Annotated in this window: 19 protein-coding genes; 11 read left to right on the forward strand and 8 right to left on the reverse strand. The window is 60.6% G+C overall.

From position 1 onward, the window contains the following. Positions 1 to 37 precede the first annotated feature (37 nt). Positions 38 to 952 (reverse strand): polyprenyl synthetase family protein, encoded by a 915-nt coding sequence (locus IFT59_RS00350; protein ID WP_192085628.1) that lies wholly within the window; start codon positions 950 to 952, stop codon positions 38 to 40. Between the two features lie 131 nt (positions 953 to 1,083). Here IFT59_RS00350 and mtgA point away from each other — a divergent pair, with 131 nt between their 5' ends. The 4 genes from mtgA (at position 1,084) to rpmF (ending at position 3,680) form a co-directional block, all read left to right on the forward strand. Beyond that, on the forward strand, positions 1,084 to 1,830 hold the full coding sequence (gene mtgA / locus IFT59_RS00355; protein ID WP_192085630.1) for a monofunctional biosynthetic peptidoglycan transglycosylase: 747 nt from the start codon (positions 1,084 to 1,086) through the stop codon (positions 1,828 to 1,830). A 111-nt stretch (positions 1,831 to 1,941) separates the two neighbouring features. Then, complete coding sequence (locus IFT59_RS00360) at positions 1,942 to 2,664, forward strand: DUF1868 domain-containing protein (RefSeq protein WP_192085632.1); 723 nt, start codon at positions 1,942 to 1,944, stop codon at positions 2,662 to 2,664. A gap of 14 nt (positions 2,665 to 2,678) precedes the next feature. Beyond that, on the forward strand, positions 2,679 to 3,326 hold the full coding sequence (locus tag IFT59_RS00365; RefSeq protein ID WP_184654643.1) for a glutathione S-transferase family protein: 648 nt from the start codon (positions 2,679 to 2,681) through the stop codon (positions 3,324 to 3,326). A 168-nt stretch (positions 3,327 to 3,494) separates the two neighbouring features. Then, positions 3,495 to 3,680: a 50S ribosomal protein L32 gene (gene rpmF, locus IFT59_RS00370; RefSeq protein WP_062462189.1), complete on the forward strand. Its 186-nt coding sequence runs from the start codon at positions 3,495 to 3,497 to the stop codon at positions 3,678 to 3,680. A gap of 91 nt (positions 3,681 to 3,771) precedes the next feature. Here rpmF and phaR read toward each other — a convergent pair whose 3' ends face one another. Then, complete coding sequence (gene phaR, locus IFT59_RS00375) at positions 3,772 to 4,374, reverse strand: polyhydroxyalkanoate synthesis repressor PhaR (protein WP_113165692.1); 603 nt, start codon at positions 4,372 to 4,374, stop codon at positions 3,772 to 3,774. A 230-nt stretch (positions 4,375 to 4,604) separates the two neighbouring features. Here phaR and IFT59_RS00380 point away from each other — a divergent pair, with 230 nt between their 5' ends. Both IFT59_RS00380 and phbB read left to right on the forward strand, forming a co-directional pair. After that, a complete protein-coding gene (locus tag IFT59_RS00380; protein ID WP_192085634.1) occupies positions 4,605 to 5,786 on the forward strand; it encodes an acetyl-CoA C-acetyltransferase in 1,182 nt (393 codons plus the stop codon). Between the two features lie 81 nt (positions 5,787 to 5,867). Next, positions 5,868 to 6,596: a beta-ketoacyl-ACP reductase gene (gene phbB / locus IFT59_RS00385; RefSeq protein WP_062462195.1), complete on the forward strand. Its 729-nt coding sequence runs from the start codon at positions 5,868 to 5,870 to the stop codon at positions 6,594 to 6,596. Between the two features lie 63 nt (positions 6,597 to 6,659). Here phbB and IFT59_RS00390 read toward each other — a convergent pair whose 3' ends face one another. Further along, complete coding sequence (locus IFT59_RS00390) at positions 6,660 to 6,914, reverse strand: glycine zipper domain-containing protein (protein WP_062462199.1); 255 nt, start codon at positions 6,912 to 6,914, stop codon at positions 6,660 to 6,662. Positions 6,915 to 6,954: 40 nt separating this feature from the next. Further along, positions 6,955 to 7,110, reverse strand: coding sequence for a DUF3309 family protein (locus tag IFT59_RS00395; RefSeq protein ID WP_082471964.1), 156 nt, complete (start codon positions 7,108 to 7,110; stop codon positions 6,955 to 6,957). 375 nt (positions 7,111 to 7,485) lie between these two features. Here IFT59_RS00395 and IFT59_RS00400 point away from each other — a divergent pair, with 375 nt between their 5' ends. The 5 genes from IFT59_RS00400 to IFT59_RS00420 all read left to right on the forward strand — a co-directional run bounded on the left by IFT59_RS00400 (position 7,486) and on the right by IFT59_RS00420 (position 13,742). Then, positions 7,486 to 10,686, forward strand: a complete 3,201-nt coding sequence (locus tag IFT59_RS00400; protein ID WP_192087064.1) for a helicase-related protein — start codon at positions 7,486 to 7,488, stop codon at positions 10,684 to 10,686. A gap of 4 nt (positions 10,687 to 10,690) precedes the next feature. Further along, positions 10,691 to 11,098: an RNA-binding S4 domain-containing protein gene (locus IFT59_RS00405; protein ID WP_062462206.1), complete on the forward strand. Its 408-nt coding sequence runs from the start codon at positions 10,691 to 10,693 to the stop codon at positions 11,096 to 11,098. A gap of 182 nt (positions 11,099 to 11,280) precedes the next feature. Next, positions 11,281 to 11,619: a ferredoxin FdxA gene (gene fdxA / locus IFT59_RS00410; protein WP_062462209.1), complete on the forward strand. Its 339-nt coding sequence runs from the start codon at positions 11,281 to 11,283 to the stop codon at positions 11,617 to 11,619. A gap of 385 nt (positions 11,620 to 12,004) precedes the next feature. Further along, complete coding sequence (locus IFT59_RS00415; protein WP_062462212.1) at positions 12,005 to 12,580, forward strand: CarD family transcriptional regulator; 576 nt, start codon at positions 12,005 to 12,007, stop codon at positions 12,578 to 12,580. 298 nt (positions 12,581 to 12,878) lie between these two features. Then, on the forward strand, positions 12,879 to 13,742 hold the full coding sequence (locus IFT59_RS00420) for an RNA polymerase factor sigma-32 (RefSeq protein WP_062462213.1): 864 nt from the start codon (positions 12,879 to 12,881) through the stop codon (positions 13,740 to 13,742). 107 nt (positions 13,743 to 13,849) lie between these two features. Here IFT59_RS00420 and IFT59_RS00425 read toward each other — a convergent pair whose 3' ends face one another. The 4 genes from IFT59_RS00425 to thiB all read right to left on the reverse strand — a co-directional run bounded on the left by IFT59_RS00425 (position 13,850) and on the right by thiB (position 18,905). Then, entirely contained in the window at positions 13,850 to 15,364 is a 1,515-nt protein-coding gene (locus tag IFT59_RS00425) for a M48 family metalloprotease (RefSeq protein WP_446737820.1), read from the reverse strand. Positions 15,365 to 15,577: 213 nt separating this feature from the next. Continuing rightward, on the reverse strand, positions 15,578 to 16,252 hold the full coding sequence (locus IFT59_RS00430; RefSeq protein ID WP_192085637.1) for a thiamine ABC transporter ATP-binding protein: 675 nt from the start codon (positions 16,250 to 16,252) through the stop codon (positions 15,578 to 15,580). Next, positions 16,245 to 17,867 (reverse strand): thiamine/thiamine pyrophosphate ABC transporter permease ThiP, encoded by a 1,623-nt coding sequence (gene thiP, locus IFT59_RS00435; protein WP_192085639.1) that lies wholly within the window; start codon positions 17,865 to 17,867, stop codon positions 16,245 to 16,247. Before thiP ends, IFT59_RS00430 begins: the two co-directional genes overlap by 8 nt. A 15-nt stretch (positions 17,868 to 17,882) precedes the next feature. After that, complete coding sequence (gene thiB / locus IFT59_RS00440) at positions 17,883 to 18,905, reverse strand: thiamine ABC transporter substrate binding subunit (protein WP_192085641.1); 1,023 nt, start codon at positions 18,903 to 18,905, stop codon at positions 17,883 to 17,885. Between the last annotated feature and the right edge of the window lie 2 nt (positions 18,906 to 18,907).

An 18,907-nucleotide genomic window follows, 5' to 3' on the forward strand; every position in this document is an offset into this window, starting at 1 on the left:
GGGGTTGATCCGGGAGGCTTGCCGTTGTCCCGTCTCGTCAGTTCTGACGGCTGGCGATAAAGCGCGCCGTCTGCTGCAGAATAAATGCCTTTTCGCCGTAGGGCGCAAGCAGGTCGACGGCCTCTGCCGTCAGCGTATCGAGCTTCTCTTCCGCCCAGCCTGTGCCATGCATGGCAACCAGCGTGCCCTTGCCGCGGGCGGCATCCTTGCCGGTCGCCTTGCCCATGGTCTCGGCATCGGAGGTGATGTCGAGAAGATCGTCGGCGAGCTGAAAGGCAAGCCCGATGACCTGGCCGAATTTTCTGAGGCGCTGACGATGTTCCTGATCTGCGCCCGCGATGATCGCACCTGCCTCGCAGGCGAAACGGATCAGTGCGCCGGTCTTCATCGCCTGAAGCTTGGTAATCCCTGCCTCGTCCGGTGCTGATTTTTCCGCAGCCAGATCGAGCGCCTGGCCACCCACCATGCCGCCGGAACCGGCGGCGCGGGCAAGGGCCAGAACAAGTTCCGTCTTTGCCCGGTCCGGCAGGGCTGTTTCAGGCGCTGCGATGATGTCGAAGGCGTAGGTCAGCAGGCTGTCGCCGGCAAGGATCGCGGTCGCCTCGTCGAATGCCCTGTGGACCGTCGGCTGACCACGGCGAAGGTCGTCGTCGTCCATGGCCGGCAGGTCGTCGTGGATCAGCGAATAACAGTGGAGACATTCGAGAGCCGCGCCGACGCGCAGGGCAGCCAGTTCGTTGCCACCAAGAAGAAGCGCGCTTTCGCGCAGCAGGAACGGTCGCAGGCGCTTTCCGCCATTCAGCGAACCATGGCGCATCGCCGCCATCAGATGGGCCGGGCGCGTGACTTCGTCGGGCAACGTTTGATCCGAAAGAAGCGACACAAGCAGCGCCTCGGTGGCGACTGCGCTGTCTTTCAACCGGCTTTCGAATGCAGGATCGGTCGTGTTCATGCCGGGCTGTTTGGCATGAGGCGACGATACAGGCAATGTCGATTTACCAGCATTGCCGAAGTTTCAGCCGGTGGACTGGCCTTCGAAAGCGCCACCGGCTATGAAACTTTAAACGGGCGGGTAGAAGCACCTTGGATATCGCACCTGAACAGCATGCCGAAGAAGACGAACCCGTGAGGCCCGCACGACGGTTTCGCCTGCCTAACGCCACGTGGCTCCGGCGCGTCATCCTGTTCGTCATTGCGCTGGTGGTGCTGCCCTATCTTCTCATCCCGGTCTATGCGCTGCCATTCACGCGGCCGGTGTCCACCCTCATGCTGTCGGAACTGTTTCTTCTGCGCGGGTATGACCGCCAGTGGGTTAATATCGAGGACATCTCGCCCAATCTCGTGCGGGCCGTGATGATGTCGGAGGACGGCCAGTTCTGTTTCCACGGCGGCGTCGACTGGCGCCAGATGCGCGGCGTCGTGCAGGATGCACTGGACGGCGAGGCAACGCGTGGCGCGAGCACCATTCCGATGCAGACGGCCAAAAACTTGTTTTTATGGAACGGCCGCTCCTTCATCCGTAAAGGGCTGGAACTGCCGCTGGCGCTGGCTGAGGATTTCATTTGGCCGAAATGGCGGTTGATGGAAATCTATCTCAACGTCGCAGAATGGGGACCTGGTATCTACGGGGCTGAAGCGGCGGCGCAGTATCATTTCAAGGTGCCAGCCGCCAAGCTGAGTGCCCGTCAGGCCGCGTTGCTCGCCGTCGCACTTCCCAATCCGCATACGCGGGTCGCCAGCAAGCCCGGCCGCGGAATGCAGCGGCTGGCGGGTGTCGTGGAACGGCGCGCCCGCGCATCCAGCGATTACATCAAATGCATTTATGGGTGACGTCAAAACTAAGCGTTAAACGTCCCTCATGTCATCTGTCAGTATCGACGCTGGCGTAAGAGCGCGTCGAGCACGCTTTGTGAGTGCGTTTACGTAGAAAGTGGACCGCCGATGGATGCCAGACTGATTTCGCCCGATCTCCTCAAATACTCGGCGACGCACAATCCAAAACCGCCGCCGCTGCTCGGAACGCGTTACGGACGGCGAGGCGGCTTTCTGCCCGAGCCCGGCAACACGATCGTCTGCCATCTGGAAAAAGGATCGGCAACGCAGGCGCTGCTTGTGTCGGCACGCGCGCGCTATCTCGAGATGCCGGAAGCTGAGCGTTTTCTTTTCACGCCGATCACCAGCCTGCACATGACGCTGTTCCAGGGTGTCATCGAGCATCGCCGCAAGCCTCGCTTCTGGCCGGACGATATGCCGCTCGAGACGCCAATCGAGGATATGACGGAAATCATGGCCGCGCGGCTTGAAGGTTTCTCGACGCTCGATCCGTTCCAGGTCGCCGTGAAAAGCGCCAAGCCGTCCGGTCTTGTGGTCGAGGGGAAGTCCGAGAATGACCGCAGGGCGATGAAGGCCTGGCGCGATGCGCTGGCGCGGCTCCTCGGGTATCGCCATCCGGATCACGACGACTATGCCTTCCACATTACCTTTGCCTATGTGATCGAGCGCCTGTCGGATGCAGCGCTGCCGGCCTGGCAGTTGATGCTCGACGAGGTGACCGCTGAGATCCAGCGCGCGGCCCCGGTGCTTCAATTGCGTCCGCCGGCATTCTGCTCGTTCGAGGACATGAACCATTTCCACGAACTGATGATTTTCGATTCCGAGACCTGATGGAAACCGCGCCGATGGAAAAACTCGTCCTCTATATTGCAAATAAGAACTATTCGTCCTGGTCCTTCCGGCCGTGGATTGCGCTCACAGCTGCCGGCGTTCCTTTCGAGGAAGTGCTGATCCCGTTCGATTATCCGGCAGGCAATCCACGCTACAAGACGATCTCGCCCAATGCCCAGGTGCCGGTGCTGCATCATGGCGACGTGCGCGTCTGGCAGTCGCTGTCGATCATCGAATACGCAGCCGAGCTGTTTCCGGAGAGCGGGCTCTGGCCGACATCCTCTGCGGATCGTGCCGTCGCCCGTTCCATCTCGATGGAGATGCTCTCGGGCTTTCGCGCGCTGCGCAATGCCTGCCCGATGAATTTTCGCCGGCCGAAGCGGCGTATCGAGCTTGCCGATGGGGTGATGGAAGACGTCGCGCGCATCTCCACGATCTGGCGGGAACTGCGGGCAAAATCCGGCGGTCCGTTCCTGTTTGGCGAGTTTACCGCAGCGGACGCGATGTTCGCACCGGTCGTCAATCGCTTTGCGGTCTATGATCTGGTAGACGACGCCGACACGCTTGCGTATATGGAGGCAATGACGTCGCATCCGGCCTGGGTTTCATGGCAGGAAGCGGCCCTTCAGGAGACAGCAATCGTCGAAGAAGACGAGGCCTGAGGTGTTTCGGCGTGGTTTGCGAAAAAATCCCGCCAATATCCCTGCAGGGACTGGTCAAGTACCCGGTTGGCATGTATAAGCGCGCCAAATTTCCGAGATCGAGACATGGAATGTTCGGCCTCAGTTCCGGCCGGAAATCCCTGTTTTGCACGAAGTGGAGTAACGAAAATGGCTGTACCTAAAAGAAAAACGAGCCCGTCGAAGCGCGGTATGCGCCGCTCTGCTGACGCTCTCAAGACCCCGACATTTGTCGAGGACAAGAACTCCGGCGAACTGCGCCGTCCGCACCATATCGATCTCAAGACCGGTATGTACCGCGGCCGTCAGGTTCTGACGCCGAAGGAAAGCGCATAAGCTTTTCTGATGATTGCTTGAAAGGCCGGCTTTGCCGGCCTTTTTTGTTGTGCGCTCGGTAAGGCGCGTTTCTTCCCGCAGCAGGTGCCGTTCAGGTGCTCATGCTGTCGAGACGACCCTGAAGCGCGCGGAGCTGCTCCTTCAGTTCGTCGATGTCCTTGGCTTCCGCCTTCTTGCCCGATGGTGGGGCGGACTGGTGCTGAGGCGGCGTCGCGGCACCGGCAAAGGGCGTGAACATCTGCATGGCCTGACGGAACATGTCCGTATTGCGCCGCACCTGTTCTTCCATCATCTGCATCGGAAGGTGCAGGTTCTTGGCGATCGGCGTGTCACCGAACGCACTCGTCATCTGCTCGCGCATCTGCACCTGCTGGTCCGAAAACGTCTTCATCGAATGTTCGAGGAAGGTCGGCACCACCATCTGCATCTGGTCGCCGTAGTAGGAAATCAGCTGTCGCAAGAAGGACACCGGCAGAAGCGTGTTTCCCGTCTTGGACTCCTGCTCGAAAATGATCTGGGTCAGAACCGAGTGCGTGATGTCCTCGCCCGTCTTGGCATCCTGAACCGTAAATACCTCGCCCTTCTTGACCATTTTCGCCAAGTCTTCGAGCGTCACGTATGTGCTTGTTCCGGTGTTGTAGAGACGCCGGTTAGCGTATTTCTTGATCGTCACGTCACCTTCGGTCTTTGCCATGATTTCCCTCCACTTCGCCATTCGCGCGATTATTAGTGCTTGGCATCTTCTCCCGCCTCGAATGTAAGCTTAAATTGGCGCAACTGACAATCGATTTGTGCGCCGCGATGGATCACCATGCTGCGCAGCAAATCGATGAAAAACCGGGTGTTTCGGGCGAAAACCGGGCGTTTGACAGGGCGCTCAGGCTTTGCCAGTCTCGGTGCCAAGAAACGGAAAGAGGAGACATCATGTCCAATCCATCCATCGTTATCGCAGCCGCAACAAGAACGGCCGTCGGCTCCTTCAACGGCGCATTTGCAAACGTGCCCGCACACGAACTTGGCGGCGCGGTAATCAAGGAGGTGCTGGCGCGCGGTGGCGTGGAGGCGGGGGAAGTGGACGAAGTCATCATGGGGCAGGTCCTGCCTGCCGGCGAGGGACAGAACCCCGCCCGCCAGGCAGCGATGAAGGCCGGGGTGCCGCAGGAGGCGACGGCCTGGGGCGTCAACCAGCTCTGCGGTTCCGGTCTTCGTGCGGTCGCACTGGGCATGCAGCAGATCGCGCTCGGCGACGCCAAAATCATCGTCGCGGGAGGCCAGGAATCCATGTCGATGGCCCCGCATTGCGCACATCTGCGCGGCGGCGTGAAGATGGGTGATTTCAAGATGATCGATACGATGATCAAGGATGGCCTGACCGACGCGTTCTACGGCTATCACATGGGCATCACCGCTGAAAACATCGCCCGACAGTGGCAGTTGTCGCGCGAGGAACAGGATCAGTTCGCGGTGTCCTCGCAAAACAAAGCGGAGGCAGCGCAGGTTGCTGGCCGCTTCAGGGACGAGATCGTTCCGTTCCTGATCCAAACCCGAAAGGGCGATGTTCGCGTCGAGAACGACGAATACATCCGTGCCGGTGCGACTTTGGAGGGGATGGCGAAGCTTCGGCCGGCCTTCGACAAGGAAGGCACAGTGACTGCCGCCAACGCATCCGGCCTTAACGATGGCGCCGCCGCAGCGTTGCTGATGACGGAGGAAGAAGCCGGTCGTCGTGGCATTGCGCCGCTCGCGCGCATCGTCTCCTGGGCCACCGCCGGCGTCGATCCGCAGATCATGGGAACCGGCCCCATCCCGGCTTCGCGTCGCGCGCTGGAAAAAGCCGGTTGGAAAATCGGCGATGTGGATCTGATCGAAGCGAATGAGGCGTTTGCCGCACAGTCCTGCGCGGTCACGCGGGATCTGGGCCTCGATCCGTCGCTCGTCAACGTCAACGGCGGAGCGATCGCCATCGGTCACCCGATCGGTGCGTCGGGTGCGCGAATTCTCAATACGCTGCTGTTCGAAATGAAGCGCCGTGGCGCGAAAAAGGGGCTTGCGACGCTCTGCATCGGGGGCGGTATGGGCGTCGCCATGTGTCTGGAAGCGCTCTAGCACTGGGTGGCAGCTGCCCACGTTATCGGCGTGAGCAGCTCCGTTACGCTGACGGCGGCGACGGTATGAAAGGAAGTTTACATGGCGCGTATCGCGTTGATTTCAGGAGGCACGCGCGGCATCGGGGCTGCGATCAGCACTGCCATGAAAGCGGCAGGCTATTCGGTCGCCGCAAATTTTGCGGGCAATACCGAAAAGGCCGCTGAGTTTCACGCGGCGACGGGCATTCCGGTGTTCCAGTGGGACGTGTCGGATTACGATGCCTGCGTGAAGGGCATCTTTGAAGTCGAAGCGCAGCTCGGGCCTGTCGACGTCCTCGTCAACAATGCCGGAATCACCCGCGACGGCATGTTTCACAAGATCACGCCACAGCAGTGGAAGGAGGTCATTGATACCAACCTTTCCGGCCTGTTCAACATGACCCATCCGGTGTGGCCCGGCATGCGCGAGCGCGGCTTCGGCCGCATCATCAACATCTCCTCGATCAATGGCCAGAGGGGCCAGATGGGGCAGGTGAACTATTCCGCCGCCAAGGCTGGCGATCTCGGCTTCACCAAGGCTCTTGCGCAGGAAGGGGCCTCGAAGAACATCACCGTCAATGCGATCTGCCCCGGCTATATCGGAACCGACATGGTGCGTGCCATCCCGCAAAAGGTGATGGATGAGAAGATCATCCCGCAGATCCCTGTCGGACGGTTGGGCGAACCGGAAGAAATCGCCCGCTGCGTGCTGTTTCTAGCCTCCGAAGAAGCCGGATTCATTACCGGCTCGACGCTCAGCGCAAATGGCGGTCAGTATTTCGCCGGGTAAGCGGATACAAAAAAACCGGCGCCCATGGGACGCCGGTTTCTATTCTGCGACTAAACGCAGGACTTAGCGGCAACGCGCTTCGTATGTACGGCCATAACGGTCGCGATAGACGCAGTAACCGTTGCGCTTCTGCGATTCGCCGATAGCAGCGCCAACCAGACCGCCGCCGACAGCGCCGACTGCAGCGCCACCCCAGCTGTTGGTTACAGCGCCACCGATAACGGCGCCTGAAGCAGCACCGATTGCAGTGCCCTTTTCAGTGGATGTGCAGGATGCCAGCATTCCGACGAGAGCGCCGACGAGCAAAACTTTTTTCATGTCACTTTCCTTCCCTTGGTAACGTGCGGCTTCGCCGCTTTTAGATCCTGCCCATCAGCAGGAGGATGATGATAATCAGCACAACGAGGCCGAGACCGCCGGACGGACCATAACCCCAGTTCCGGCTGTGCCCCCAATTCGGCAGCGCGCCGATCAAAAGCAAAATCAGTACGATAAGTAGGATGGTTCCGAGCATAGGCTTGTACTCCGCTGACCTCCCGGCTCGACATGTCCGGTTGGGATTGCCGAGAAAACGTAGCATGGTAACTTTTGTTCCACTCACCACTAGCTCGCCCGTGAAGTGTGGTTAACGGGTTACACTTTGGCCATGCGTCGGAAAGCCGGGTAATGTTCGAAACAGATCGAGAACGCTCCGGAATCCGCAATCGTCGCCGATTCGTTCACGTTTGTTCGAACGAAACTGGCGTGCGTATCGTACACATGTTGATCCTGGAAATCGTGGTCTCGCCTTGTCGAGGACAACATATCGGCTTGCGTTTATCGTCGAGCATGGCCATCTGATACTGCGATTGCGTTTCCGTGGAGGATCGCATCGGCGGATAAGCAGGAACTGGCTTTGCATTCTCAGCCCATGATTCTCAGCGGCCGCGGCGTCACGGCCGTGCTAGGCCCCACCAATACCGGCAAGACCCATTATGCCATCGAGCGCATGGTTGCGCACGGTTCCGGCGTCATCGGTCTGCCCCTTCGCCTGCTTGCACGCGAGGTCTACACGCGTGTCGTGGAGAAGGTGGGCTATCACAATGTTGCGCTGATCACGGGCGAGGAAAAAATCACGCCGCATATGGCGCGCTTTTCCGTTTGCACCGTCGAGGCGATGCCGCGCGAGACCAAGGCCGCCTTCGTCGCGATCGACGAGGTGCAGCTTGCCGGCGATCTCGAGCGCGGGCACATCTTTACCGACCGCATCCTGCATCTTCGCGGACGCGAGGAAACGTTGCTGCTCGGTGCCGGCACCATGCGGCCGATCCTCGAACGGCTGCTTCCCGGGATCACCGTGGTCGAACGGCCGCGCCTCTCGCAGTTGTTTTATGCCGGTCAGAAAAAGATCACCCGCCTGCCGCAGCGTTCCGCGATCGTCGCCTTCTCTGCGGAAGAGGTCTATGCGATCGCCGAACTGATCCGCCGCCAGCGCGGTGGTGCGGCTGTCGTGCTTGGCGCCTTGAGCCCGCGCACCCGCAATGCCCAGGTCGCTCTCTATCAGGAAGGCGATGTGGAATATCTCGTCGCAACCGATGCGATCGGCATGGGCCTCAATCTCGATGTGGATCACGTTGCCTTCGCTCAGGATCGCAAGTTCGACGGCTATCAGTTCCGCAATCTCAATCCGTCCGAAATGGCGCAGATTGCCGGGCGTGCGGGCCGCCACCTGCGTGACGGAACCTTTGGTGTCACCGGGCAGGTCCAGCCGTTCGACGACGAACTGGTCGAGCGGATCGAGGGTCATCATTTCGAGCCGGTGAAAGTGCTGCAGTGGCGCACGAAAAGCGTCGACTATTCCTCGCTTGCCGCTCTGCGCGCCAGTCTCGACCGGCCGCCGACCGTGGCGGGTCTTGCCCGCGCGCTGCCGGCAATCGATATCCAGGCGCTCGACTATCTGTCGCGCTACGCAGAAATCCGCGATACGGCGACAACGCCGGAGCGGGTGGAAAAATTGTGGGAGGCCTGCGCTCTGCCGGACTATCGGCGGATTGCCCCTGCGCAACACGCAGACCTCATTTCGACTCTTTTCTCGGATCTTGTGCGCTTCGGCACGGTGAACGAGCAATTCATGGCAGAACAGGTTCGCCGCGCCGACCGGACCGACGGAGAAATCGACACCCTGTCGGCCCGAATCGCGCAGATTCGTACCTGGACCTATGTTTCGAACCGCCCTGGCTGGCTTGCCGATCCGACACACTGGCAAGAAAAGACACGGGAAATCGAGGATAGGTTGTCGGACGCGTTACATGAACGGTTGACGAAACGCTTTGTTGATCGCAGGACATCTGTGCTCATGAAGCGCCTAAGAGAGAATGCGATGCTGGAAGCTGAAATCAGTGTGAATGGGGATGTCTTCGTCGAAGGCCATCATGTGGGGCAATTGGCTGGATTCCGATTCACGCCTATAGCCGGCACGGAGGGTCCCGATGCGAAGGCCGTCCAGGGTGCCGCGCAAAAGGCGCTTGCGCTGGAGTTCGAGGCACGCGCCGCGCGGCTTTATGCATCCGGCAACAACGACCTTGCTGTCGGCTCGGACGGTTCCGTGCGCTGGCTAGGCGAACCTGTCGGCCGGCTTGCGTCAAGCGACCATATCATGCGCCCGCGCCTGATCCTGCTTGCCGACGAGCAGTTGACCGGCAATGCCCGCGAACACGTCGTTGCGCGCATCGAGCGTTTCGTGAACCACCATATCGCGACCGTGCTGAAGCCGCTGGACGATCTGTCGCGCGCTGAAGACCTGCAGGGTCTCGCCAAGGGCCTGGCCTTCCAGCTGGTCGAAAACCTCGGCGTCATGTTCCGGCGCGATGTTGCCGAAGACGTGAAGACGCTCGATCAGGATGCGCGCGCTTCGATGCGCCGCTACGGCATCCGCTTCGGCGCCTACCATGTGTTCATGCCGGCGCTGCTGAAGCCTGCTCCGGCCGAGCTTATCACGCTTCTCTGGGCGCTGAAGAACGACGGCATCGACAAGCCGGGTTACGGCGATCTCATTCCGGCGCTTGCTGCCGGCCGCACATCGGTCGTCGCGGATCCTGCTTTCGAGCGTACCTTCTACAAGCTCGCCGGTTTCCGTTTCCTCGGCAAGCGTGCCGTTCGTATCGACATTCTCGAGCGTCTGGCTGATCTCATCCGTCCGCTGCTGCAGTGGAAGCCGGGCTCCAGCCCGCGTCCGGAAGGCGCCTATGACGGTCGCCGCTTCGTGACGACGACAGCCATGCTGTCGATCCTCGGTGCGACGCCTGACGATATGGAAGAAATTCTGAAAGGCCTCGGATATCGTGCCGATGCCGTGAAGCCTGAAGAGGCGCAGGCATTCCTGGCTGGCCAGGAGCCAGCTGCGGCTGCCCCTGCCACACCAACGGCTGCAGCAGACGAGGCCGCACCGACTGCCGAAGGCGATCAGGTCGAAGCAACTGAAGCAACCGAAGCTTCCGCTGAGGTTGCGGCGCCTGCCGAGGCTGCTGCTCCTGCAGAAGACGCTGCGAGTGAAGAAGCTGCGGCGCCTGACGTCGCCGCTTCCATGGAAGCTGAAACCGTTGAGGCACCTGCAACGGCCGAGCCGGACGCTCAGGCCGAGACAGCCGCCTCGACTCAATCTGCCGCTGCCGTCGAACCCGAAGAAGCAAAGCCTGTTCTCCTGTGGCGCCCGGGTGGCGGTCGCGAGAACAGCCAGCGCCAGGGTGGTCGGCCACAGCAGGGTGATCGCCGTGGTAACGGCCAGGGTCAGCGCAATGCCGGTGCTGCCTCAGCAGGCCGCACCCAGGAAGCCCGCCCCCAGGGCGAAGCCGCTCCCAAGGAAGGCCGCCGCGATGGTCGTCGGGATGGCGAGCGCCGTGACGGTGGTCGTCCAAACCGCGACAACAACAACCGTCGGCCTGAAAACCGGGGCGATCGTCCCGAGCGCGGAGATCGTAACGATCGTCCGGACCGTAACAAGGGACCGCAGCCCGCTCGCTTTGAGGCCAAGCCACCGCGCAAGGAAAAGCCGATCGATCCGGATTCGCCCTTTGCCAAGCTTGCTGCTCTCAAGGAGCAGATGAAGAAGTAGGCGCATGGTTGAAAAAGAGCTGCATGCAGGTTCGCGACAGCGCATCGACAAGTGGCTCTTTTTCGCGCGCATGGCAAAGTCACGCTCCATCGCGCAGTCGCTGATCCAGTCCAACTGCATCCGCATAAACGGCGCGCTGGTTTCTCAACCGAGCTATCAGGTCAAGACCGGGGACCGCCTCGACATCAAGCTGGAACGGCGCGATGTCGTTCTGGTCGTCAAGTCCGGGGGTGATCGGCGCGGACCGTTCGAAGAGGCGCGGCTTCTCTACGAAGATCTGACGCCGCCTCCGGAGGAACGCCAGAAGTTGACGGCGTTCGAGCAGGCGCAACGCCTGCCGGGCTCCGGGCGTCCGACGAAGAAGGAAAGGCGGGAGACCGAACGCCTGTTTCCCGAAGCGGGCGAAAACTAGGTTTAGAAAATCCGCCCTCAAGACCCGGTTTTTACGCACGGTTTATTCTTGCGCAGTTGCAGCAAAGGCATTAGGTGACACTCGAAAAGCATGACTTCCTTGAGTGCTGAAGCCTGCCGGCTTTTCGCCTGCCGCACCTTTCGTCGGCAGCGTGCCGCAATCTGCGATATTCGGAGTTTCGCATGACATTCGTCGTGACAGACAATTGCATCCGCTGCAAATACACAGACTGTGTCGAAGTATGCCCGGTCGATTGCTTCTACGAAGGTGAGAACTTTCTGGTCATTCACCCGGACGAATGCATCGATTGCGGCGTCTGCGAGCCTGAATGTCCGGCTGAGGCCATCAAGCCTGACACGGAACCAGGTCTCGACAAGTGGCTGAAGGTGAACTCCGACTTCGCGCAGATCTGGCCGAACATTACCGTGAAGCGGGATCCTCTTCCGGAGGCCAAGGAAATGGACGGCGAAGAGGGCAAGTATGAAAAGTACTTCTCGGCAGAGCCAGGTTCCGGCGATTAAACCCGGATGGTGACGGTGCGCCCGTCACCCGCTCGAATCAGCTGTCTTTTGGTTGGGCACTGTCCGACTGTCATGCGGCTTGCAAGAATAAAAGCAAATTATTGATTTCCGCACTTTTTTGTGGTAGAGCTTACTCACTGTTCCACAAGGTGGCACTCGCGTGCCCGAAAAACATCACGAAAGAAACAGATCGCTCCCCGCGTTCCCCGTGACATTGCAACACTTTGATGTTGTCGTCGCCGTTTCGCGAGTTGGTCTGTTTTTGCGCGCGTTGTCGGATCAGTATGGAGTGTCCCGACGGTTTCCCCCGTCTCATCCGGGCCTGACAGACCCGGTTTCCCCAGACCCGATAAAACGGGTGAGTCAAAGGGAGTTTGTGAATCGAATGACGACCCAACTGAAAAAGAATTCTCCCGCACGCCAGGGCTTTAGAACTGGTGAATCGATTGTTTATCCTGCGCATGGCGTCGGCACGATCACCTCTATCGAAGAACAGGAAGTCGCGGGCATGAAGCTCGAGCTTTTCGTGATCGATTTTGAAAAGGACAAAATGCGCCTGAAGGTTCCGGTCGCCAAGGCCTTGAGCATCGGCATGCGCAAGCTCTCCGAGACGGATTTCGTCGAACGTGCATTGAAGGTGGTCCAGGGCAAGGCCCGCGTGAAGCGCACGATGTGGTCGCGTCGCGCACAGGAATATGATGCCAAGATCAATTCCGGTGATCTGATTTCCATTGCAGAAGTGGTGCGCGATCTTTTCCGCGCCGAAAACCAGCCCGAGCAGTCTTATTCCGAGCGTCAGCTGTATGAAGCGGCGCTGGATCGCATGGCGCGCGAAATTGCCGCCGTCAATAAGATGTCCGATACGGAAGCTGTTCGCTTGATCGAGGTCAACCTTGCCAAGGGTCCCAAGCGCGGCAAGACAGTTGAGGAAGATGAAGCTCAGGAAGAAGAAGCAGCCTGATTTTGTCTCTGAAAGACAACACCAAAAACCCGGCCTAGTGCCGGGTTTTTTGTTGGAACCTTTACAACACAAGCGCGTTAACCCGCCGGAACGGCGAATTTAATGCTGCATCGTGCTGCGTGTTCTCCGTCCTAACCAATAGCGGGGCGATTGCCTAACCGGTCCAAGACCTCCGCGAGACACTTGAGGGACATCGGCAGAAACTCGCAAAAATCAAGGCTGGAATATCGGTAATCCCGCAATTCAGCGTTTTTTTTTGGTTCTGCCCTTTGTCGATCACGGCACCACGGAGAACACTATGACAGCCATGTCCGCAGACCGCACAATGATCAAGATAGCGATGTCGGCTCCGTATCTCGCCCGCGAGGAAGAGCGTGATCTGGCAATCCGTTGGAAAGACCGCCAGGATCAGGGTGCTCGAAACCAGATTGCACTCGCCCACATGCGTCTCGTCATCGCGATGGCGTCGAAATTCCGTGGGTTCGGTCTACCCATGAGCGATCTCGTTCAGGAAGGTTATGTGGGTTTGCTCGAGGCTGCGGCAAGGTTCGAACCGGCCCGCGATGTCCGGTTTTCCACATACGCCAGCTGGTGGATCCGTGCCTCCATGCAGGACTATATCCTGCGCAACTGGTCGATCGTACGCGGTGGTACGAGTTCAGCCCAGAAAGCGCTGTTCTTCAATCTGCGCCGCCTGCGCGCAAAACTTGCCCGCGGCGACTCCAACCTCACGGCCCAGGCCATCCATGAGGAAATTGCCGTCGCACTCGGCGTCAGCGTTTCCGACGTGCAGACCATGGATGCCCGTCTTTCCGGCAATGACTCGTCGCTTCAGGCTCCAACGATTTCCGGTGATGCAGACAGTGGCGAACGCCTCGACATGCTGGCCAGCGGCGAACCACTGCCGGACGAACAGGTCTCTGGGATGATTGACGGCGAGCGTCGTCTGAAATGGCTGCAGGGTGCCCTCACCAAGCTCAACGACCGCGAAAAGATGATCATCCGCGCCCGCAGGCTGACGGATGACGGTGCGACGCTGGAAGCGCTTGGCGCCAAGCTCGGCATCTCCAAGGAGCGTGTACGCCAGATCGAAAGCCGCGCGATCGAGAAACTGAAGTCGGCGCTCGTCACTGCAAATCCGCAGATGGCGCTCGTGTCTTAAGGACACGGTCCCCGCACCGCTCCGGCGGTCGCGACATCTCGACAAGATGCTTCAAAGCGCGCAGGCCCCTGAAACGGCCTTCGCGCTTTGAAGCGTTTATACGAGCCTTATTCCGAAATGATTTTGACCTTCTGGCCCGGCGACAGTGTCGCACCGACCGGAATGGCATTGATCAGCTTGAAAAGGTCAAGCTTTCGGTCGGTGCCCATCATCCGGCTTGAGAGCGATGCCATCGTATCCTGCGGCCCGACGCTCACGACGCGGACGCGGAGCGGCTTCAGCGACGCGATTTCAGGCTGTGTCATGCGGCGGAAGCTGTTGCGCAGGATTTGCGCGGTCGTGTCGAGCGCGGGACTGCCCTTCGGAACCGCCGTCAGGAACCGGAAGATCTGATCATTGACCTTGATCACGGTCACATCGAAATCCCAGCGTTCGGCAGAGGCGCGTGCGGTTGCGGCCGGCAGGCCGTTGACGGTTGTTTCCCGCACGGTTTCCGGCTGAAGGCCGGCTACCCAGCCACTGGTCAGGTAATTCGGCAGGCTGCTGGTGTCGCCAGCGGCGACGCCGTCGAAACGGATCGCGGTCTCGCCTGGTCCCGTCGCCAACACGGCTTCGACCTTGTTGTCGATGCGGAAGTCCGGCGGAACGTCGAAGCGTATTCCAAGGCCCCCGTGCAGGAAGGTCTGGCCTCGGACATAACCCTCCTGGGGGCTGTCGCCATAAAGAAGACCGTCAATGCCGGCGAGGAAATAGTCGCGACCCTTGTCGCCGACGCCTTCCTGGCCGAAATTGCGGGCATGCCGGCGGGCCAGATCGACGCGCTGGGCGGAGTTCGGGTGGCTGGACAGGAAGTCCAGGCTCTGGTCGCTGTCGGGATCGACAGCGGAATAGCGCGCATAGGCTGCCATCGAATCGAGGAAGCGGGCCGCGGCATAGGGGTCGTAGCCGGCTTCGCCGAGCATTCGCACGCCGATCACGTCTGCCTGCAGTTCCTGCTGGCGCGAAAACGCTGCCAGCCGCAGCTTGCCGCGGGCAAGCGCCTGCTTGCCCGCGATGTCGCTCGAGAGAACTTCGGCGACCACCCGGCTGGCGATCACTTCGGCTTCTTCGCGCCGCTGGCGTTCGATGCCGTGGTTGGCGGTCACGTGGCCCATCTCGTGCGACAGCACGGCTGCGACTTCAGAAGCGTCGTTGGCGAGCGCCAGAAGCCCACGCGTGACATAGAGATAGCCACCGGGCAGGGCGAAGGCATTGATCGCCGGGGAATTGAGAATGGTGATCCGGAAGGACTGCGTCGGATTTTCCGAAACGGCGGTCAGGGCGCCGGCAATCCGGGCAACCAGCCGTTCGGTCTTTGCGTCACGATATTCGCCGCCATAGCTTGCTACGATGCGGGGATGCTCGCGTGCACCCATCTGCGCCCGTGGATCGTTCTTTTGAACTTCGTCGACGATCTGCGGCGAGTCTGATGGAGAAACGTTCGGCGTATAGGCCTGGTCGAACACGGACTGACAGCCTGCGAGTGCTGCACTTGCGAGCAACACGACGGCAAAGCGTCTCCAACGGCGCGGTGCGCTGGTCTGCCCGGTCCTGCCGGGTGTCGCGTCCTCGCGTGCTTTGATCCGTGTCTTCTGCACCGTCAGTCCTGTTCACCTTCGCTTCGTACCGATTTTCGCATCGCATGCACAGATAAAAGAGATAGGTTCAGCCGGCGCGTTTGCAATTGACTTCTGATAAACCAAGGCGATGACATCGCCGCAAGACCAAATTGTGGCACTGCGATAACGTTGGTTTTCGCCTGTCTCTATTCGTGACGACGCTCCGTCGACTGGCCTCTAGCGGGCGTAAGGAATAGCCGTGTTTGCGGCGGCGTTGACGATGGTGCCATCGTCGACAGCGACCACCACGTCAGCAAGCTTTTGAACCTCGGCGCGGTCGTGGCTGACGATCACCACCGTATTGCCGGTTTCGCGGTGCAGGTCCAGAAGCAGCGACGCCATCGAAGACCTGAGTTCGGGATCAAGCGCCGCAAACGGCTCGTCCATCAGCAAAACGGGTCTCTTTCGCACCAGTACCCGCGCGAAGGCCGCGCGTTGCCGCTCGCCGCCGGACAGCGTTCCCGGTTTGCGCGTCTCGAAGCCGGCAAGCCCGACGCGGTCGAGTGAGTGCGATATTCTCATCCTGTCCTCACGCGAAAGCTTCAGGGACGGATCGACGCCGAGACCGATATTGGTGAGGAGGTCGAGATGGGCGAACAGGTTGTTGTCCTGAAACACCAGCGAAATCGGCCGCTGAGACGGGTGGGCGTGGGTCACATCCTCGCCGGCAATCAGGATGCGGCCGGACTCCGGTATCTCGAAACCTGCGATCAGGTTCAAGAGGGTCGATTTTCCTGAGCCCGACGGACCGGTTACGGCGGTAATCGCGCCGTCGGTCATCGCAATATCGAAGCTGAACCGTTTGGTGCCGAGTTGCAGCGCAGTCTTTTCCAGGCGGATGCCGTCAGCCATCGTATCCCTTTCGCCGGCCCAGACTTCCGAGGATCGTGAGCGCCAGACATATCATGCCCAAAAGCAGGGCAAGCCCGTCGGCGTCGTTCGTTCGGTAGCTCGACAGCCTGCTGTAGACGAGCCAGGGCAGGGTCGTCAGTTCCGTGGAGCCGAACAGTGCCACGGCTCCGAGATCGCCGAGCGAGAGCGCCATGGCAAACGACAGTGCCGTAAGGATTGGGCCGATCAGGAAGGGCAGGTCGATCCGCCGCAATCGCGAAAGGCCTGATACGCCGAGGCTCGCGGCCAGCCGTGCCGTCTGCCGCCGATGATCCTCGATCGAGGGCTCCAGGACCCGCATCACGAAGGGCAGCGCCATCAGCATGTTGATCGCCGCGACCAGTGCCGGGGCAAACCGCGAGACATCGCCAAACGGGCGAAGCAGCAGGAACCAGCCTGTCCCGATCACCACCGGCGGCACCAGCAGCACCAGCGACGACGTCGCGCCGAGCATCGCCGCCAGTCCACGCGCCGGGATGCCGGGATGGCGGAGGTCTCTTATGGCAATGCGCGCATGGATGATCGCCAATGCAACGCTGACGGCCAGCAGCCCGGACAAGAGCGCGATCGACAGGCTTGTATAGGCCGCGTTGAGGAAGGCGGGGCTTGAGGCCAGCCGCCAGAGATCGGCCTTGATGCCGGCTAGGAAGATCGAGGCAAGCGGCAGGACGAGAAACAGGGTCGCAGCGAGGATGGTCGAGCCGTCCCACAGCCTTGCGCCCCATGTCCGTCCATCGAAGCGGCGGGTGGCGCGGCCGGCAGTGACATGCGTGCCGTCGGGGGCGGGGAGAAACGCGAGGGCGGCGAGGATCAGGCCCGTCACAGCGATCTGTAGCACCGCCAGTCCGATGGCACGCGGCGGATCGAAATCGAAGCGCAGCGACTGGTAGATCGCCACTTCCAGCGTCGTCGCCGCCGGCCCGCCACCCAGGATGAGGACCAGCGTGAAACTGGTGGCACAGAGCATGAAGATCAGCCCGGCAATGCCTGGCACGACGCGGATGAGGGCGGGCCTCTCGATGAAACGGAAGATCGACAGGGGCTTCATGCCGAGGCTGGAGGACAAAAGCCAGTATTCCGCCGGCTGCCGCTCAAGCGCCACGAGAAACAACCGGGCGGCAAGCGGCAGGTTGAAGAAGACATGGGCCAGAAGAATGCCGGTCAGCCCGTAAATGCTGATCGGCTGCTCCAGTCCCAGCGTCGAGAGGACACCATTGACGGCACCCTGGCGACCCCAGATGCCGATCAGACCCAGCGCACCGATCAGAACCGGCAGACCCATCGGCAGCGCCATCAGCCGCACGATCCAGACACGACCGACGAAACGGGGCCGTCTTGCCAGGGCAAGTGCGACGGGAAGCGCCAGACACACCGAGAACAGGGTGGAGAGCGCCGCCTGCCACAGCGTGAACTGCAGGATCCGGCCGGTATAGGCCGAGAACAATCGCCCCTGCGTTTCAGGGGCATCCCAGAGCAGCAGGGCCGAGACCGCAATGCCGACGAAAAGCGCGATCGCGCCAAGGCTCATCACCCCGCCGGAAATCCCCCGTCTTCGCTCGGCAGCGGTCAGCAGCATACCCGGTTCAGCCGATCAGTTCATGCTCATGGCGTTGAGCCATTCGTCGATCCAGGCCTGGCGGTTTTTTGCGACTTCGTCGGATCCCATCAGGAATGTCTTTTCCGGCTGAACCAGCTTGCCGAAAGCGTCTGGCAGCGGTTGCGACGTCTTCGTTACCGGCATCATCCAGTTGGTGGTGGGGATCACATCCTGGAAGCCCGGCGACACCATGAATTTCAGGAAGTCACGGGCGAGATCCTTGTCACGGGCGCCCTTCAGCATGCCGGCCACTTCGATCTGCACGTAATGTCCCTCGGAAAACGCGGCGGCCTGGTAACGGTTCTCGTTCTCCTCCACCATGTGATAGGCAGGCGAGGTCGTATAGGACAGCACCATCGGCACTTCGCCCTTGGTAAACAGGCCATAGGCTTCCGACCAGCCGGGCGTGACGGTGAGGATGCGGCCCTTCAGCTTTGCCCAGGCTTCCGGCGCCTTGTCGCCATAGACGGATTTCATCCACAAAAGCAGGCCGAGGCCGGGTGTCGAGGTGCGCGGATCTTCGATCGCGATCTTCTGCGAAGGATCGCCCTCCACCAGTTCCTTCAGGCTCTTCGGCGGGTTCTTGATGGTTTTCGTGTCGTAGACGACGGCGAAATGACCGTAGTCATAGGGCAGGAACGTATCGTCGGCGTAATTGCCGGGAACGCTGATCCCGCCATTGCCGGAGGATGCCTGCAGTCCATGCGGTTCGAATAGGCCGGTCGCCTTCGCCTCCGAAATCAGGTTGGTGTCGAGCCCGAGCGCGATATCGGCCATGGTCGTCTCCCCCTCCAGCTTCAGCCTGGTCAAGAGTGCGACGCCATCGGCGACAGCCACGAATTCGACCTTGCAGGCGCAGGTTTTTTCGAAAGCGGCCTTCACCTTGGGGCCGGGGCCCCAGTCGGCGGTGAAGCTTTCATAGGTGTAGATGGTCAGCACCTTGTCTTCGGCCCTTGCGGCCGGTGACAGGATGATGGTGGCCGCAGCCACGGTGAGCGATAGCAAGAGTTTGCGCATCA

Origin of the sequence: Rhizobium sp. CFBP 8752, assembly GCF_014842035.1 — a bacterium.
Lineage (GTDB): Bacteria > Pseudomonadota > Alphaproteobacteria > Rhizobiales > Rhizobiaceae > Neorhizobium > Neorhizobium soli.

Bases quoted from the DNA above. Each gene is read 5' to 3' on its own strand.
- IFT59_RS00430 (WP_192085637.1), bottom strand. From the start codon at position 16,252: ATGGCTGACGGCATCCGCCTGGAAAAGACTGCGCTGCAACTCGGCACC.
- IFT59_RS00395 (WP_082471964.1), bottom strand. From the start codon at position 7,110: ATGCTCGGAACCATCCTACTTATCGTACTGATTTTGCTTTTGATCGGC.
- IFT59_RS00360 (WP_192085632.1), top strand. From the start codon at position 1,942: ATGGATGCCAGACTGATTTCGCCCGATCTCCTCAAATACTCGGCGACG.
- phbB (WP_062462195.1), top strand. From the start codon at position 5,868: ATGGCGCGTATCGCGTTGATTTCAGGAGGCACGCGCGGCATCGGGGCT.
- IFT59_RS00365 (WP_184654643.1), top strand. From the start codon at position 2,679: ATGGAAAAACTCGTCCTCTATATTGCAAATAAGAACTATTCGTCCTGG.
- IFT59_RS00390 (WP_062462199.1), bottom strand. From the start codon at position 6,914: ATGAAAAAAGTTTTGCTCGTCGGCGCTCTCGTCGGAATGCTGGCATCC.
- IFT59_RS00420 (WP_062462213.1), top strand. From the start codon at position 12,879: ATGACAGCCATGTCCGCAGACCGCACAATGATCAAGATAGCGATGTCG.
- rpmF (WP_062462189.1), top strand. From the start codon at position 3,495: ATGGCTGTACCTAAAAGAAAAACGAGCCCGTCGAAGCGCGGTATGCGC.
- thiP (WP_192085639.1), bottom strand. From the start codon at position 17,867: ATGCTGCTGACCGCTGCCGAGCGAAGACGGGGGATTTCCGGCGGGGTG.
- phaR (WP_113165692.1), bottom strand. From the start codon at position 4,374: ATGGCAAAGACCGAAGGTGACGTGACGATCAAGAAATACGCTAACCGG.
- IFT59_RS00350 (WP_192085628.1), bottom strand. From the start codon at position 952: ATGAACACGACCGATCCTGCATTCGAAAGCCGGTTGAAAGACAGCGCA.
- thiB (WP_192085641.1), bottom strand. From the start codon at position 18,905: ATGCGCAAACTCTTGCTATCGCTCACCGTGGCTGCGGCCACCATCATC.
- fdxA (WP_062462209.1), top strand. From the start codon at position 11,281: ATGACATTCGTCGTGACAGACAATTGCATCCGCTGCAAATACACAGAC.
- IFT59_RS00415 (WP_062462212.1), top strand. From the start codon at position 12,005: ATGACGACCCAACTGAAAAAGAATTCTCCCGCACGCCAGGGCTTTAGA.
- IFT59_RS00380 (WP_192085634.1), top strand. From the start codon at position 4,605: ATGTCCAATCCATCCATCGTTATCGCAGCCGCAACAAGAACGGCCGTC.
- IFT59_RS00405 (WP_062462206.1), top strand. From the start codon at position 10,691: ATGGTTGAAAAAGAGCTGCATGCAGGTTCGCGACAGCGCATCGACAAG.